We start from the raw sequence: 15,053 nt of genomic DNA on the forward strand, positions 1-15,053 counted from the left end.
AAATACTCCAAAGAAAGGAAGGCTCGCCTATGCTGAATCAATTGGCAATTGCAGAAGTTGGCAATGCGATGTTAGGTAACATCATCGTTGTCAGCGGCTCATTTTTGATACTACTGGCTCTCTTGAAGCACTTTGCTTGGGGACCAATCAGCGATATTTTGAAAAAACGTGAAGACAAGATCGCCAATGATTTAGATTCTGCAGAACAATCTCGCATCAACTCAGCGAAAATGGAACAAGAACGCGAACAACAATTGTTAGCCTCTCGTTCTGATGCAGCTGATATCATCAAAAATGCGAAAGAAAGTGGAGAATTAAGCCGCCAAAATATTTTGAAGGATGCTCAAGAAGAAGCAGCTCGTCTAAAAAGCAAAGCCCAAGCTGATATCACTGTAGAACGTGATTCAGCGCTGAACTCTGTAAAAGACGACGTTGCAGAACTCTCTCTTCAAATCGCGGAAAAAATCTTGAACAAAGAATTATCTCCAGAAATGCATGAATCATTAATCAATCAATACATTGAAGGTCTAGGTTCTTCAAATGAAACTAGATAAATATACAGTAGGAAGACGTTACGGGAAAGCTTTATTTGAACTGGCGATCGATTCAAATCAAGCAGAAGAAATCTATCAAGATCTCGTAAGTTTACGTCAAATCTATGAACAAGTACCTGGATTAGGGAATATGTTAAGTGATGTTCGTCTAGAACCTCATGAAAAACGAGAAATCATGGACAAGCTTGTCAGCGGTTATGATGGGATCGTTAAAAACTTTTTAGAAGTTGTTTATGAGTATAACCGAATGGATGACCTTTTGTTCATGATCGAAGAATATGAACGTCGATATGATGAACATCAAGGGTTACTATTGGGAAGTGTCACAACAGCAGTCCCACTTTCAGACGAACAACGAATACAATTAGAAAAGAATGTTGCAAAAACAATGGACTATCAATCAGTTGAATTAAAACAAATCGTTGATTCTTCTATTATTGGTGGCGCGATTGTTGAAGCCAACCATCGAGTAATCGACGGAAGCATTCGCACGCAATTAGAAAAAATGCGTAATCAATTAAATAGATAGTACAAAGAGGTAGGTGAATCGAATGGCCATCAAAGCAGAAGAAATTAGTGCCTTGATTAAAGAACAAATTGAAAATTATCAAAACGTGCTTTCAGTCGAAGAAATCGGTACCGTAACTTATGTAGGTGACGGGATCGCTCGTGCACATGGTTTAGAAAACGCGATGAGTGGTGAGTTGCTTGAATTTTCAAACGGCTCATACGGAATGGCGCAAAACTTAGAGTCAAATGATGTAGGTATCATTATCCTTGGCGATTTCGAGTCCATTCGTGAAGGAGATAAAGTAAAACGAACAGGTAAAATCATGGAAGTTCCAGTTGGAGAGGCCTTGATTGGTCGGGTAGTCAATCCGCTAGGTCAACCAATCGACGGACTAGGTGAAATCGTTACTGACAAAGCTCGTCCAGTAGAAGCGATGGCACCAGGCGTTATGCAACGTAAATCTGTTAACGAACCAATGCAAACAGGGCTAAAAGCGATCGACGCCCTTGTGCCAATCGGACGCGGACAACGTGAATTAGTCATCGGTGACCGTAAAACAGGGAAAACTTCTATTGCGATCGATACGATCATCAACCAAAAAGGCCAAGATATGATCTGTATCTATGTAGCAATCGGACAAAAAGATTCTACAGTTCGTACACAAGTTGAAACATTGAAAAAATATGGCGCAATGGATTACACAATCGTTGTGAATGCCGGTGCGTCTCAACCAGCACCATTGCTTTATATCGCACCATATGCTGGTACTGCAATGGGTGAAGAATTCATGTACAATGGTAAACATGTATTGATCATTTTTGATGATCTTTCAAAACAAGCTGTTGCTTATCGTGAACTTTCCTTGCTACTTCGCCGTCCACCAGGTCGTGAAGCTTATCCTGGGGATGTTTTCTACTTGCACTCACGTTTATTAGAACGTGCAGCAAAATTAAGTGATGATTTAGGCGGCGGTTCAATGACTGCTTTACCATTTGTTGAAACGCAAGCTGGAGATATCTCTGCTTATATCCCAACAAACGTTATTTCAATCACTGACGGACAAATCTTCTTAGAAAGCGACTTGTTCTACGCAGGTACTCGTCCAGCGGTTGATGCCGGACTATCTGTCTCTCGTGTAGGGGGTTCTGCGCAAATCAAAGCAATGAAAAAAGTTGCTGGGACTTTACGTCTAGACTTAGCAAGTTATCGTGAATTAGAAGCATTTACACAATTCGGTTCTGATTTGGATGCGGCAACACAAGCAAAACTAAATCGTGGACGCCGTACAGTAGAAATCTTGAAACAAAAACTGCATGCACCGCTAGCTGTTGAAAAACAAGTAGTGATTTTGTATGCCTTGACGCATGGATTCTTGGACAGTATCCCTGTAGACAGTATTTTAGACTTCGAACATGAATTATTCGAATATCTGGATACCAATCATTCAGATATTTTTGAAACAATCCGTACAACAAAAGATCTTCCAGAAGAAGAAACGTTGAACAGTGCGATTCAGGAATATAAAGACATGTTCTTAGCTACAAAAGGAAATAATTCCTCTACAGAAGATAAATTGAAATCCATTCAAAATGCATAGTGAGGTGAGATGAATGGGTGCTTCATTAAATGAAATCAAGACACGTATCGCTTCAACGAAAAAAACGAGCCAAATCACGCGGGCAATGCAGATGGTGTCTGCTTCTAAGTTGACAAAATCTGAAGCTTCTTCACAGAAGTTTCAGGTTTATGCAACAAAAGTAAGGGAAATCGTTACGCATTTGACTGCTACTCAGTTAAATGATATTGCCTCAGAAAATCCTAGAGGGGATATCAATTACAACAGCATGCTGCTCAGCCGTCCTGTGAAGAAAACCGGTTATATCGTCATCACTGCAGATGGCGGTCTGGTCGGTGGATATAACAGTTCGATATTGAAACAAACGATGTCTATTTTAGAAGAAGACCACCAATCACCCGATGATTACGTGATGATCGCAATTGGCGGAACTGGTGCAGACTTCTTTAAAGCACGCGGTATCAACCTAGCATATGAGCTGCGCAATTTATCTGATCAGCCAAGCTTTGATGAAGTCCGCAAAATCGTAAATATGGCAACAACTATGTACCAAAACGAAGTATTCGATGAATTATACGTATGTTATAACCATCATATCAATTCGCTAACTAGTCAGTTTCGTGTAGAAAAAATGCTGCCAATCTCAGACTTAGATCCAGAAGAAGCAACGACTTTCGAACAAGAATATATTTTTGAACCTTCAAAAGAAGAAATCTTGTCTCAGTTATTGCCTCAGTATGCTGAAAGTTTGATCTACGGTGCGATCGTTGACGCCAAAACAGCAGAACATGCTGCTGGTATGACAGCAATGAAAACAGCAACTGATAATGCTGCTAATATCATTGATGAGCTGACGGTTTCTTACAACCGTGCAAGACAAGGGGCTATTACCCAAGAAATTACCGAAATTGTTGCCGGAGCTTCGGCACTAGAATAGTATTGAGATTGGAGGAAAAAAGATGAGTTCAGGCAAGATTGTTCAAGTAATCGGTCCCGTTGTCGACGTGGAATTTTCTTTAGACCAATCCTTACCAGATATCAACAACGCATTAGTTGTTTATAAAAATGACGAAAATAAATCAAAAGTTGTTCTTGAAGCAGCATTAGAATTAGGGGACGGAGTGATCCGAACCATTGCAATGGAATCAACAGATGGTTTACAAAGAGGAATGGAAGTCATTGATACAGGCAAAGCAATCTCTGTTCCTGTAGGTAAAGAAACATTAGGTCGCGTATTCAACGTACTAGGAGATACGATCGATTTAGAAACACCTTTCCCAGAAGATGCGGAAAGAAGCGAAATTCATAAAAAAGCACCAGCCTTTGACGAATTAAGTACAAGTACAGAAATTTTGGAAACAGGGATCAAAGTTATCGACTTGCTTGCCCCATATTTAAAAGGTGGGAAAGTTGGACTATTTGGTGGTGCCGGTGTTGGTAAAACCGTACTGATCCAAGAACTAATCCATAATATCGCCCAAGAACACGGTGGTATTTCTGTATTTACCGGTGTTGGTGAACGTACTCGTGAAGGTAATGACTTGTATTATGAAATGAAAGATTCAGGAGTTATCGAAAAGACAGCCATGGTGTTCGGTCAAATGAACGAACCACCAGGTGCACGTATGCGTGTTGCGTTAACTGGTTTGACGATTGCGGAATATTTCCGTGATGTAGAAGGCCAAGATGTACTGTTGTTCATCGACAATATTTTCCGTTTCACTCAAGCTGGATCTGAAGTATCAGCCTTGTTAGGACGGATGCCTTCTGCGGTTGGTTATCAACCAACATTGGCAACAGAAATGGGTCAATTGCAAGAACGTATCACATCTACGAAAAAAGGTTCGATTACATCGATCCAAGCCATCTATGTGCCAGCCGATGACTACACTGACCCGGCGCCGGCAACAGCATTCGCCCATTTGGATGCGACAACCAACTTGGAACGTAAATTAACAGAACAAGGGATTTATCCAGCGGTAGATCCATTGGCTTCTTCTTCAAGTGCTTTAGCACCTGAAATCGTGGGAGAAGAACACTATAAAGTAGCAACAGAAGTCCAACACGTATTGCAACGATATCGCGAATTACAAGATATTATTGCTATCTTAGGTATGGATGAATTATCCGATCAGGAAAAAGTGTTAGTTTCTCGTGCCCGCAGAGTCCAATTCTTCTTGTCACAAAACTTTAACGTGGCTGAACAATTTACTGGTCTTCCAGGTTCTTATGTTCCTGTAGAAGAAACAGTGAAAGGATTCCGCGAAATCTTGGAAGGCAAATACGATGATCTTCCTGAAGAAGCTTTCCGAAGTGTTGGCCGAATCGAAGACGTCGTAGAAAAAGCGAAAACACTAGGCTACTAGAAAGGGGTGCCCCATGGATCAATATTTAACAGTAAATGTGGTAACTCCTGCCGGTTTGGTCTATGATCACCATGCAGCTATCGTCGTCGCACGTACGACAGCTGGTGAGCTTGGGATTTTGCCTAAACATGCACCGATCATCGTTCCTTTGACGATTGATGAAGTTCGTGTAAAACGGACAGATTCAGATACCCATGTCGATTGGATTGCTGTGAATGGCGGAATCATGGAAGTGCGTGATAATGTTGTTTCAATCGTTGCTGATAGTGCGGAACGTGAACGGGATATCGATGTATCTCGTGCGGAACGTGCAAAACAACGTGCAGAACGCCAGATCGAAGAAGCAAAAGCAAAACAAGATACGAACGAATTGAAGCGGGCAACTGTTGCGTTGCATCGAGCAATCAATCGTATTAAAGTATCTAAGCACTCATAAAATGAGAAGCAGATGTTTATCCGTGTATCAGAGGTCGTGAGCCTGCCATTCAGCTCCGAGGTCACAAGGAACAAATTAAAAAAAACAGGTTCTCATGTTTGATGAATATTGTGGCTTGTGACCGAGGAGTTGGCAGGAGAACACCGTTTATTTAGAATAAAGGACTGAGACAAGACTTTTGTCTCAGTCTCTTTTTTTGCATATTTTTTCCCTTATTTCCTAAAAATGTAAGGGTATTCCTCTATTTTTAAGTATACTTGTTTTTCCTTTTATACATTTTATGGTATTATCATTTTATTAGTTATTATAAAAACAACTGTTAGAAAGGACGTCATTATGCAAGTATACGGAATTGATGCGATACTTCGAATCGTGAGTCATTTGGCGTTTATCTACTTAGCCTTCTGGTCTTTACGTTCGTTACGCATTGAGACTTTTTTTAGACCAATGCATAATACGCAAATTAGAATGGCAATCGTACTTTTTTCAATCTTTTTAGGGTACACTGCAAGTAATTTTTTCTTAGAAGTTATCGCTTTATGCCGAAATCTTTTCGTTAGCCTGTAAATTTTAAAAAAAGGTACTATTTTAAAAGCAAGGGTGTTATAATAGAAAAGATTTTGAGTAAGTGTATGCTCATTGGAATTTTTTGGAGGGAACAACAACATGGAAGAGATCATCGTAAGAGGTGGCAATCAATTAAATGGAACAGTAAGAATTGAAGGAGCTAAAAATGCTGTATTGCCTATTTTAGCTGCCAGTTTGTTAGCAGAAGAAGGTATTACGACATTAGACAACGTTCCGATTCTTTCTGATGTCTTCACTATGAATCAAGTGATTCGTCACTTAAATGTAGATGTAGATTTTGATGAACAAAAGAATCAAGTAACCATCGACGCTTCAAGACAATTAGAGATCGAAGCGCCTTATGAATATGTTAGTCAAATGCGTGCTTCAATCGTTGTGATGGGACCGCTACTTGCTAGAAATGGACATGCAAAAGTGGCTATGCCTGGTGGATGTGCGATTGGTAAACGCCCAATCGATTTACATTTAAAAGGATTTCAAGCTTTAGGAGCAAAAATTATTCAAAAAAACGGCTATATTGAAGCAATTGCAGATGAATTGATCGGTAACACGATTTATTTAGATTTTCCTAGTGTAGGTGCTACTCAAAATATCATGATGGCTGCCGTAAAAGCAAAAGGAACAACCATCATTGAAAACGTAGCTCGCGAACCAGAAATCGTTGATTTAGCAAATATTTTAAATAAAATGGGTGCTCATATCTATGGAGCGGGTACTGAAACAATGCGTATCGAAGGCGTTGATCATTTACATGCAGTCAACCATTCAATCGTACAAGATCGTATCGAAGCTGGTACCTTTATGGTCGCTGCTGCAATGACAGAAGGCAATGTACTGATTGCTGATGCTATCTCTGAACATAACCGCCCATTGATTTCTAAATTGATCGAAATGGGTGCAGAAATCATTGAAGAAGAAGGCGGAATCCGTGTCATCGGACCAAAACATATCTTACCTACAGATGTAAAAACGATGCCTCATCCTGGTTTCCCTACAGATATGCAAGCTCAAATGACAGCCATCCAATTAGTGGCAGAAGGTACAAGCGTAGTAACTGAAACAGTTTTTGAAAATCGGTTCCAACATTTAGAAGAAATGCGCCGTATGAACGCCCACGTCAAAATCGATGGAAATGTAGCAATCATGGATGGAAACCATGAATTGCAAGGTGCGGAAGTGTATGCAACAGACTTGCGTGCAGCAGCAGCATTAGTTTTAGCTGGCTTGAAAGCAAATGGAATCACACGTGTCCGTAACTTGAATTATCTAGATCGTGGCTATTATAACTTCCATATCAAACTACAAAAATTAGGTGCAGATGTTGAACGTGTAGACATGGATCAAACTCCTGCTGAAAAAACAGCACAAACGATTGCATAAGGAAGTGGCTGAATGAGTAACCAACGATATATCTTATTAACTCTGATAAAGATTTTAGTGGTGATCTTATTACTTATCCTTCTTTTTGTAGCCGGAACGATGATTGGATATGGCGTCATCGGTGGTGGCAATCCATTTAAAGTATTTCAACCAAGCTTGTGGATTCATATTCGAGACTTTTTTCATTGATAATTAATTACGGTGGTTCTAGTCGATAGGAAATGAGCTATGAAGCAGCATAGGATAAAAGAAAACAGAAGGGAACGTTGACTTTAGTCGCGATCCCTTTTTTTAGTAAAAGAAAAGAAGGAATCTAGTTGATGAAGAAGATATTGATTTATTTAGTTAGAGGATATCAGCGCTTTATTTCGCCTGCATTTCCTCCTAGTTGCCGCTATTATCCAACCTGTTCTAATTATATGATAAAAGCAATTCAAACTCATGGTGCGCTAAAAGGGACGGTAATGGGAACGGCTCGGATCTTACGCTGTCATCCCTTTGTCAAAGGCGGTATTGACTATGTACCTTTGACCTTTCAATTAACGAGAAATAAGAAAGATAAAAAAGAACCAGATTATGAAAAGGTTGTGAAAAATACGGGTAGTACTGGGCAATAAAGAAAAGAGAGAGTGACTATCAAAGCAACGACTTCATGACTACATATATGGAGGTCAAAAATGATCGAAGAACTCAATAAGATAGATTTACCATGGTCCTTGTTATTAGATGCAGATCCTGATAAAGAAAAAGTTCAGGTATATGTTTCAAAGGGGAACGGCTGGATATGGAAAGAAAAAGAAAAAACAATAGGTATACTGATCTATATAGTAAGGGAAAAAGAATTCGAAATCGTTAACGTAGCTGTAGAACCTTCGCATCAAGGAAAAGGGATTGGTGGGAAACTCCTTGAGACAGCTTTTCAGGAGCTTTCACAGCTCGCTTCCAGTCAAACTCAGATCATCATACGAACCGGCAGTACTAGCAGTGCTGCGTTACATCTCTATCAAAAAATGGGCTATGTGGAGATTGGTCGAGTCAAAGACTATTTTATCCATCATTATTCTAAACCGATTTTTGAGAACGGAGAACAATTGCGAGATCAAGTGATTTTAGCAATTCACTTACACAAAACCAGCTTTAACGAATAGACTTGTGATCCGAGAAAATGCTTTCAAATACTAAACATATACATTACAATAGCTTTAGCAAGCAAAAAGGAGAATATGTTTATGGGGATATTAGTTTTTGATTTTGGCGGGTCGGCTGTCAAATATGGTTGTTGGGATAGTAAAGATGTCAAAGGCAAGGGCCAATTTGCAACGCCCGAATCTTGGGAAGAAATGAAAGCGCAATTATTACAAGTCTATAAAGACATGTGTCTTTCTTTTGAGATTGAAGGAATTGGGATCAGCTCACCTGGAGTAGTGAATAATGAGAAACAGGTAATTGAGGGAATCAGTGCGATCCCTTATATTCATGGCTTTAATATTTTTAGAGATTTGGAAACTTTGTTTCAACTTCCGGTAACGATTGAAAATGACGCCAACTGTGCCGGAATGGCTGAGTTTTATGAAGGAGCTGCTCGTGATTATCAAGATGTTGCTTTTGTCGTGGTAGGAACTGGGATTGGTGGGGCGATGTTCACGAAAGGCCAAATCAATAAAGGTGCACATCTTTATGGTGGAGAGTTCGGTTTGATGTTCTTAGAGGGCGATCAGACATTTAGTAAACTTGGTACAGCCGTACAGATGGCTTGGCGGTATTGTGAACGCAAAGGAGTCGATAAGAATACTTATACCGGAAAAGACGTCTTTGAATTAGCAGAAACTGGGGATGAAATAGCAAAAGAAGAAGTTGAGAGTTTTTATACGTACCTTGCAAAAGGTTTATTCAGTATCCAATTTTCATTCGATCCGGAAGTTATCGTATTAGGCGGTGGCGTTTCTGCAAAGGATGGGCTCATCGATGAGATCCAAAGTAGAATGAAGAAGTTGACAGATCAATTCGACCTGCATGATTTCGAGCCACAGATCCTATTGTGTGAATACAGAAACGATGCTAACCTTGTAGGCGCAGCGGCCAACTATATCGCTATAGGTCAAGGGGAGAATTAAAAGCTTTAGAGAAGTCACTTCTTGCATAAAAGAAGATGAAATGGACAAGAGATTTTTGCCTAAGGAATGTTTTATTGGCTGCAATATGATAAAATGTCTGAGAGGTGAAAATGATGTCAAAAAAAAATAAAGATATTGAAGTACGTATCGAAGAAGTAAAAAAAGATATCAAAGGTAAGAATTATGAAGTCACTCAGTTATTTATAGGAAAAAAAATGATTGGTGAAATTTTAGCCTATGGACCAAAAGAATATGAAATTTTCTTTGGTGAAGAAGATTTTGGAAAAGAAAAAAGTCTTGAAAACGCGATAGAAACAGTGATTCGTCACTGGAATCTGCACGAATAAAAAAATATCAAAAAAACTTTCAATAAAGGGTTGCAAAAATCTGGAAAATTAGGTATTATAACTAAGTCAGGTTGATATAAACCTTTCGGAGGAGTAGCGAAGTGGCTAAACGCGACGGACTGTAAATCCGTTCCTTAGGGTTCAGTGGTTCGAATCCACTCTCCTCCATTTCATTGGGGTATAGCCAAGCGGTAAGGCAAGGGACTTTGACTCCCTCATGCGTTGGTTCGAATCCAGCTACCCCAGTATAGCACAACCGTAGGCTCTCGTAAGTTCGAGAGCTCTTTTTTTGCTTTGCTACCTTGTTCCTTGAAGATTCTGTCAAATTAAGATAGAGTTAAGTTAACAAAAAAAATTGGAGGGGTCAAAATGAAGTGGAAAGAAAAAGTAGACGAAGCAGCTGAAAAGTTATATGACTTGGTCAAATCAGAAAAATACGATATCGAAGTGAACATTCCTAAAAAAGGTGAAAAAGCAGTCCATGTAAAACCAAAACGCCCAACGAATCATACCAAAAAATGGATGGCTAAAAACCGCTAATAATAACAAAAGGTCCATAAATCGGCATTTTCAGCGATTATAGGGTCTTTTGTTATTTTCTCAATAGGACATATCTAGAAAATGAATTCTATTAATAGGAATGGGAAGAAGGATTTGTACCTACATCATCTGTTTATGGATAGAATCCTTTATCTTTTTCAGTTGTGAATCAGGTATATACCAGTTATAATAGAAGAAACGAAAGGACGGGTGTACGTTATGTCGAATCAATTACCTGTATATATACAGATTCATGACCAATTAAAAAATGAAATCGAACAAGGTATATGGAAAGTCGGAGACCGTCTTCCTTCAGAAAGAGAATTAGCAGTGAAATTCAATGTCAGCCGTATGACGTTGAGACAAGCAATTCAAAACTTGGCAGATGAAGGAATCTTAGAAAGAAAGATCGGTTCGGGTACATATGTTGCGCGAGAAAAAGTACAAGAAAAGATGTCTGGCGCGACAAGTTTTACAGAAATCATGGAATCGCAAAATAGAGTACCTTCTAGTCGAACAATCTCTTACTTTTTGACTTCGCCAAGCTCAAGTGAAATGGAAAAACTAAACTTGAGTAAAGATGACACGATCTTGCGAATGGAGCGTATTCGTTTTGCAGATGATGTCCCTATTTGTTTTGAAGTAGCCAGTGTTCCGCAAAAGCTGATCGATGGCTACAGCAAAGCAGAGATTACTGAATCGCTGTATCGCACATTAGAAGAAAAAGGCGGGAAAAAAATCGGTCCAGCGAATCAAACGATTACTGCTGTATTGGCTTCTGAGAAAATCGCAGACTATTTAGAGGTGAAACGAGGAGATGCAGTTCTTCGTTTGCGTCAGATTTCCTATTTTGATGATGGTACGCCATTTGAGTATGTGCGTACGCAATATGTAGGAAATCGTTTTGAGTTTTATTTGGAAAAATAAAAAACAGGTGATCCCTGATTCCTTATTCGAAAAAAAGAGAATCAGAATCACCTGTTTTTATCTATGATCAGTTATCAGTTGCTCGTGATAAGAAACAGGACCTTCTTCAAATTGGACTTGTCCGTTCAGCAGCTCAATGATGGATTCTTTAAAGCTGTCAGCATTTTTTTCATCCACTGCACAGATGACGATGACTTGATCAGTGTATTGGATTTCTTTTATGAAAAAATGCTGTAGTTCAAGATAATTTTGTAATTTTCCTAGTTGCGGATACGTGATCACTACGGAGATCTCCTGTTGCAAGGTACCTTCTACGATTCCAATGTCGGACAATGCTTGAGAGACCGCATGAGTGTATGCACGTATCAATCCGCCCGTGCCGAGTTTCGTTCCTCCAAAATATCGAGTGACTACTGCAGCTACATTGATCAGTTGATTTTTTTTGAGGACTTCCAACATCGGTACGCCCGCCGTTCCACTTGGTTCGCCATCATCGCTGCTACGTTGGATCTCATTTTTTTCGCCAATGACGAAGGCGCTGCAGTTATGGTTTGCTTTCCAATGTTCTTTTTTGATTTCTTGGATGAAGTTTTTCGCTTCTTCTTCTGATTCTATTCGTTTAAGAGAACAGATAAAGCGTGATTTCTTGATTTCAATCTCACTTTGTCCATTTTCTTTGATTGTACGATAACGTTCGATCATCTTGTCACCTCTTTTTTTTCGGTTGCTTTATTCAGTATAAAGAAAGTTCTAGGTTGTTTCAACACTATAACGGTTGCGCAATTACTGTAGTATGCGATAATAAAGACAAAGGCAGGTGGATCCGGGGATGAAGGAACGAATGAAAAAGTATGATGCAATTACGCATTATTTGAAGAACAACGGCGGCTCCCAAGTAACATTAACCTTTACTCAATTTGATGAACTGTTGTTTCCCAGTAACGGACTTCCCAAAACAGCCAGGGAAAGCACAGATTGGTGGGCAAATGACTATAGACATCCAGAAAAGGGTGCCTACGGCTGGTTAAATGCAGGCTATGAAGTAGTGGTCATCAATTTGGATAAAGAATATGTCGTATTCAATAAATTAGTGAAATCTAGCTGGCTATTTGATTAAATAAACCGTGTTTAGAAAACGTTGACAAATTTCTTTCTTTTTATATAATAGAGTAACAAACGCTAAGAAAACGTTTGCGTAGTCTGTTTTAAAAAGGAGAGAAAAGTATGGCTAAAAAACAATCATGCTTGTATGTTCGGCTGGTATGAGCACAAGTTTGCTAGTAACAAAAATGCAAAAAGCTGCGGAAGCAAAAGGAATCGATTCTGATATTTTCGCTGTGTCAGCTTCTGATGCAGATAATAATCTTGCAAATAAAGATGTAGATGTACTGTTATTAGGACCTCAAGTTCGCTTTATGAAAGCTGATTTTGAAAAACGTCTGGAACCAAAAGGCATTCCTTTAGACGTCATCAATATGGCTGATTATGGAATGATGAATGGCGAAAAAGTATTAGACCAAGCAATTACATTGATTGGTGAATAAATAGATTATATAGAACTATCGAACAAGCAGTCCAAAAAAAGATTGCTTGTTTTTTCGTATATTTTTTTAGGGCGAATGATATGAATCATTTTTGGGGCAGAAGGCTTCTTACGAGAGAGATTGAAGCAATGGATTGTGAGGAGGGAAACTTACCAAATTATAAGAAGATCGCAGCAGTAGAACGTTTAGGTAACAGGATTCTTTGTCATCGTTGTGGAGTGAAAACGCCTGTCTTTGAGGGACAGCTTGCAGACTATGGCTATTTTTGCATACATTGCCTGTCTTTAGGGCGATGCGACAGTCAACAAGAGTTATATTTATTTGATCAGCCAAAAGCAGAATCTCGAGAAGTCGTCTTTTCTTGGACAGGAAAGCTTACTGAAAAACAAACGGAAATCGCAGAGAGGATACTTTATCATTCAGAAAAAAGACACCATCTTATTTGGGCGGTAACAGGTGCAGGAAAAACAGAAATGCTTTATCCGATTTTAGTGAAAACATTAAAAGCTGGAGGAAGAGTAGCCATTTGTACACCGCGAATCGACGTTTGTAATGAATTATTTTTACGCTATCGACCTGTTTTTCCAGAAGAAACAATCATGTTGCTCCATGGGAATACAGCAACAGCGTATACCTTTAGTTCTTTTGTTATCTGTACGATTCATCAACTATACCGTTTTTATCGATCCTTCGACTTATTAGTCATTGATGAGATTGATGCTTTTCCTTATAGCGGGGACGCTGGGCTAGCTCACGCTGTGCAAACAGCAATCAAACCAGACGGTCGATTCATCTACTTAAGTGCCACGCCTGATGAGAAGTTACTAAAGGAAATCAAGCAGACATTTGAGCTCCACAAACTTGCCTTGCGCTTTCATCGGCGCTTGCTTCCTGAACCCGTGCTTGTTTTCATGAATAATTGGCGACAAAAATGTGGAAACAAAAAGAAAATCAACTCTTTGGTGCGGATCATTCAGCAACTAATCAAAGAAAACCGTATCCTTTTATTTTGTCCAAGTATTACGATGATGCATCGTTTAAAAATCACACTGCAAGAAGCTTTTCCAGAATATGAGATAACAGATGTTTCTTCACAAGACGATCAACGGGCAAAGAAAGTTCAGGAAATGCGAGAAGCAACATACGAGATACTGTTAACCACGATGATCCTAGAAAGAGGAGTCACATTTGAAAGAATCTCTGTCATCGTTTTAGGAGCAGATCATCCAGTTTTTACTAAATCCTCTTTGGTGCAAATCGCAGGAAGAGCTGATCGTAAAGGTCCTTATACGAACAGTCGGGTCTATTTTTTCTATGAAGAAAAAACTTCAGCTATTCGAAAAGCCTGTCAGGAAATCAAAGAAATGAACGAAGAAGGGAAGAAGATGCTGTGAGATGTTGTTGTTGCAGTAAAGACATCATCCAAAATTTAACATTCAGCGAGATCATCGGTGTGTCGAAATATAGACTTCCTCAGACATGTTCAGTTTGCCGCGCACAATTCCATTTATTGGAAGCAAAAGGTTGTGCAGGTTGTCAAAAACCAATCAATTTGAAATACGAGGAGACGAAAAAGAAAGCAAGGACTAGTTTCGTTTACTGCAACGACTGTCAAGAATGGAAGAAGAAATATCCTGCATATGATTTTCAACACCGCGCCTTTTTTACGTACGATGAAAAGATGCAGGCTTGGATCAATCGGTACAAGTTTATGGGAGACATCCGATTAGCAGGGACTTTTGCATATAAATGGACTCAGATAAAAAAAGATTACCCGGCATATATTTATTGTCCAATACCTTTATCTGAAAAAAGGTGGCTAGAAAGAGGATTCAATCAAGTAAGCGAGATGTTGAAAGCAGCAAAAATTCCTTTTCAGATGCTGCTCAAAAGAGAGCAACATCTGCTTGCTCAAGAAAAAAACACGCGAAAGGAAAGATTGGAGATGCCTCAGCCTTTTGAGCTTGCCGTACCTCTTTCTAAGATACAACATAAAAAAATATTGATTATTGATGATGTCTATACAACAGGACAGACGCTTTTTCATGCAGCAGATTGCTTGCAGAACGCACAGCCGAAAATCATCCGAACCATTTCTTTGGCAAGATGAATCAGATGTGGAAATTTGATAGCGATTTAATTTGCAAATAACCTAGAGTTCGATATAATA

The 15,053-nt window shown here is 39.2% G+C and carries 20 protein-coding genes and 2 tRNA genes; 21 read left to right on the plus strand and 1 reads right to left on the minus strand.

Going from position 1 to position 15,053, the window contains the following annotated elements:
• Positions 1 to 29 precede the first annotated feature (29 nt).
• The 17 genes from atpF (at position 30) to IGK53_RS03755 (ending at position 11,339) form a co-directional block, all read left to right on the plus strand.
• Positions 30 to 554, plus strand: a complete 525-nt coding sequence (gene atpF / locus IGK53_RS03675; protein WP_002292796.1) for a F0F1 ATP synthase subunit B — start codon at positions 30 to 32, stop codon at positions 552 to 554.
• Entirely contained in the window at positions 541 to 1,083 is a 543-nt protein-coding gene (locus tag IGK53_RS03680; RefSeq protein WP_002292794.1) for a F0F1 ATP synthase subunit delta, read from the plus strand. Before atpF ends, IGK53_RS03680 begins: the two co-directional genes overlap by 14 nt.
• A gap of 22 nt (positions 1,084 to 1,105) precedes the next feature.
• The gene (atpA, locus tag IGK53_RS03685; RefSeq protein ID WP_002292793.1) at positions 1,106 to 2,662 is read left to right on the plus strand and encodes a F0F1 ATP synthase subunit alpha; all 1,557 of its coding nucleotides are present in this window, start codon (positions 1,106 to 1,108) and stop codon (positions 2,660 to 2,662) included.
• Positions 2,663 to 2,675: 13 nt separating this feature from the next.
• Entirely contained in the window at positions 2,676 to 3,578 is a 903-nt protein-coding gene (locus IGK53_RS03690) for a F0F1 ATP synthase subunit gamma (RefSeq protein ID WP_002292792.1), read from the plus strand.
• Between the two features lie 22 nt (positions 3,579 to 3,600).
• The gene (gene atpD, locus IGK53_RS03695; RefSeq protein WP_002289006.1) at positions 3,601 to 5,007 is read left to right on the plus strand and encodes a F0F1 ATP synthase subunit beta; all 1,407 of its coding nucleotides are present in this window, start codon (positions 3,601 to 3,603) and stop codon (positions 5,005 to 5,007) included.
• A gap of 13 nt (positions 5,008 to 5,020) precedes the next feature.
• The gene (locus IGK53_RS03700) at positions 5,021 to 5,443 is read left to right on the plus strand and encodes a F0F1 ATP synthase subunit epsilon (protein ID WP_002289005.1); all 423 of its coding nucleotides are present in this window, start codon (positions 5,021 to 5,023) and stop codon (positions 5,441 to 5,443) included.
• A 336-nt stretch (positions 5,444 to 5,779) separates the two neighbouring features.
• Complete coding sequence (locus IGK53_RS03705; RefSeq protein WP_002300479.1) at positions 5,780 to 6,010, plus strand: DUF1146 family protein; 231 nt, start codon at positions 5,780 to 5,782, stop codon at positions 6,008 to 6,010.
• 99 nt (positions 6,011 to 6,109) lie between these two features.
• Positions 6,110 to 7,411, plus strand: a complete 1,302-nt coding sequence (gene murA, locus IGK53_RS03710; protein WP_073357430.1) for a UDP-N-acetylglucosamine 1-carboxyvinyltransferase — start codon at positions 6,110 to 6,112, stop codon at positions 7,409 to 7,411.
• A 12-nt stretch (positions 7,412 to 7,423) separates the two neighbouring features.
• The gene (locus IGK53_RS03715) at positions 7,424 to 7,600 is read left to right on the plus strand and encodes a DNA-directed RNA polymerase subunit beta (protein WP_002292789.1); all 177 of its coding nucleotides are present in this window, start codon (positions 7,424 to 7,426) and stop codon (positions 7,598 to 7,600) included.
• Between the two features lie 131 nt (positions 7,601 to 7,731).
• On the plus strand, positions 7,732 to 8,028 hold the full coding sequence (yidD, locus tag IGK53_RS03720; RefSeq protein ID WP_073357446.1) for a membrane protein insertion efficiency factor YidD: 297 nt from the start codon (positions 7,732 to 7,734) through the stop codon (positions 8,026 to 8,028).
• Positions 8,029 to 8,088: 60 nt separating this feature from the next.
• Complete coding sequence (locus tag IGK53_RS03725; RefSeq protein WP_002308582.1) at positions 8,089 to 8,559, plus strand: GNAT family N-acetyltransferase; 471 nt, start codon at positions 8,089 to 8,091, stop codon at positions 8,557 to 8,559.
• Between the two features lie 81 nt (positions 8,560 to 8,640).
• Positions 8,641 to 9,525 carry an ROK family protein gene (locus tag IGK53_RS03730; RefSeq protein ID WP_002308583.1) on the plus strand — a complete coding sequence of 295 codons (885 nt, stop codon included), beginning with the start codon at positions 8,641 to 8,643 and terminating at the stop codon, positions 9,523 to 9,525.
• 110 nt (positions 9,526 to 9,635) lie between these two features.
• Positions 9,636 to 9,872: a DUF2969 domain-containing protein gene (locus IGK53_RS03735; RefSeq protein ID WP_002316425.1), complete on the plus strand. Its 237-nt coding sequence runs from the start codon at positions 9,636 to 9,638 to the stop codon at positions 9,870 to 9,872.
• Positions 9,873 to 9,959: 87 nt separating this feature from the next.
• Positions 9,960 to 10,040 (plus strand) — tRNA-Tyr (locus IGK53_RS03740).
• 6 nt (positions 10,041 to 10,046) lie between these two features.
• Positions 10,047 to 10,118: transfer RNA gene (locus IGK53_RS03745), tRNA-Gln, on the plus strand.
• A gap of 123 nt (positions 10,119 to 10,241) precedes the next feature.
• Entirely contained in the window at positions 10,242 to 10,412 is a 171-nt protein-coding gene (locus IGK53_RS03750; protein WP_073357432.1) for a hypothetical protein, read from the plus strand.
• 219 nt (positions 10,413 to 10,631) lie between these two features.
• Positions 10,632 to 11,339 (plus strand): GntR family transcriptional regulator, encoded by a 708-nt coding sequence (locus tag IGK53_RS03755; RefSeq protein WP_002313489.1) that lies wholly within the window; start codon positions 10,632 to 10,634, stop codon positions 11,337 to 11,339.
• 57 nt (positions 11,340 to 11,396) lie between these two features.
• Here the strand turns inward: IGK53_RS03755 and IGK53_RS03760 are convergent, their stop codons facing one another.
• A complete protein-coding gene (locus IGK53_RS03760) occupies positions 11,397 to 12,041 on the minus strand; it encodes a YigZ family protein (protein ID WP_002308585.1) in 645 nt (214 codons plus the stop codon).
• Between the two features lie 127 nt (positions 12,042 to 12,168).
• Between IGK53_RS03760 and IGK53_RS03765 the strand changes: the two genes are divergently transcribed.
• The 4 genes from IGK53_RS03765 (at position 12,169) to IGK53_RS03780 (ending at position 14,993) form a co-directional block, all read left to right on the plus strand.
• Positions 12,169 to 12,456, plus strand: a complete 288-nt coding sequence (locus tag IGK53_RS03765; protein ID WP_002292779.1) for a DUF7662 domain-containing protein — start codon at positions 12,169 to 12,171, stop codon at positions 12,454 to 12,456.
• A 124-nt stretch (positions 12,457 to 12,580) separates the two neighbouring features.
• A complete protein-coding gene (locus IGK53_RS03770; protein ID WP_192208430.1) occupies positions 12,581 to 12,883 on the plus strand; it encodes a PTS sugar transporter subunit IIB in 303 nt (100 codons plus the stop codon).
• 80 nt (positions 12,884 to 12,963) lie between these two features.
• A complete protein-coding gene (locus IGK53_RS03775; RefSeq protein ID WP_024636046.1) occupies positions 12,964 to 14,277 on the plus strand; it encodes a DEAD/DEAH box helicase family protein in 1,314 nt (437 codons plus the stop codon).
• Complete coding sequence (locus IGK53_RS03780; protein WP_047929530.1) at positions 14,274 to 14,993, plus strand: ComF family protein; 720 nt, start codon at positions 14,274 to 14,276, stop codon at positions 14,991 to 14,993. Before IGK53_RS03775 ends, IGK53_RS03780 begins: the two co-directional genes overlap by 4 nt.
• The last annotated feature ends 60 nt before the right edge of the window (positions 14,994 to 15,053 follow it).

Origin of the sequence: Enterococcus sp. DIV1224, assembly GCF_050555455.1 — a bacterium.
GTDB lineage: Bacteria > Bacillota > Bacilli > Lactobacillales > Enterococcaceae > Enterococcus_B > Enterococcus_B lactis.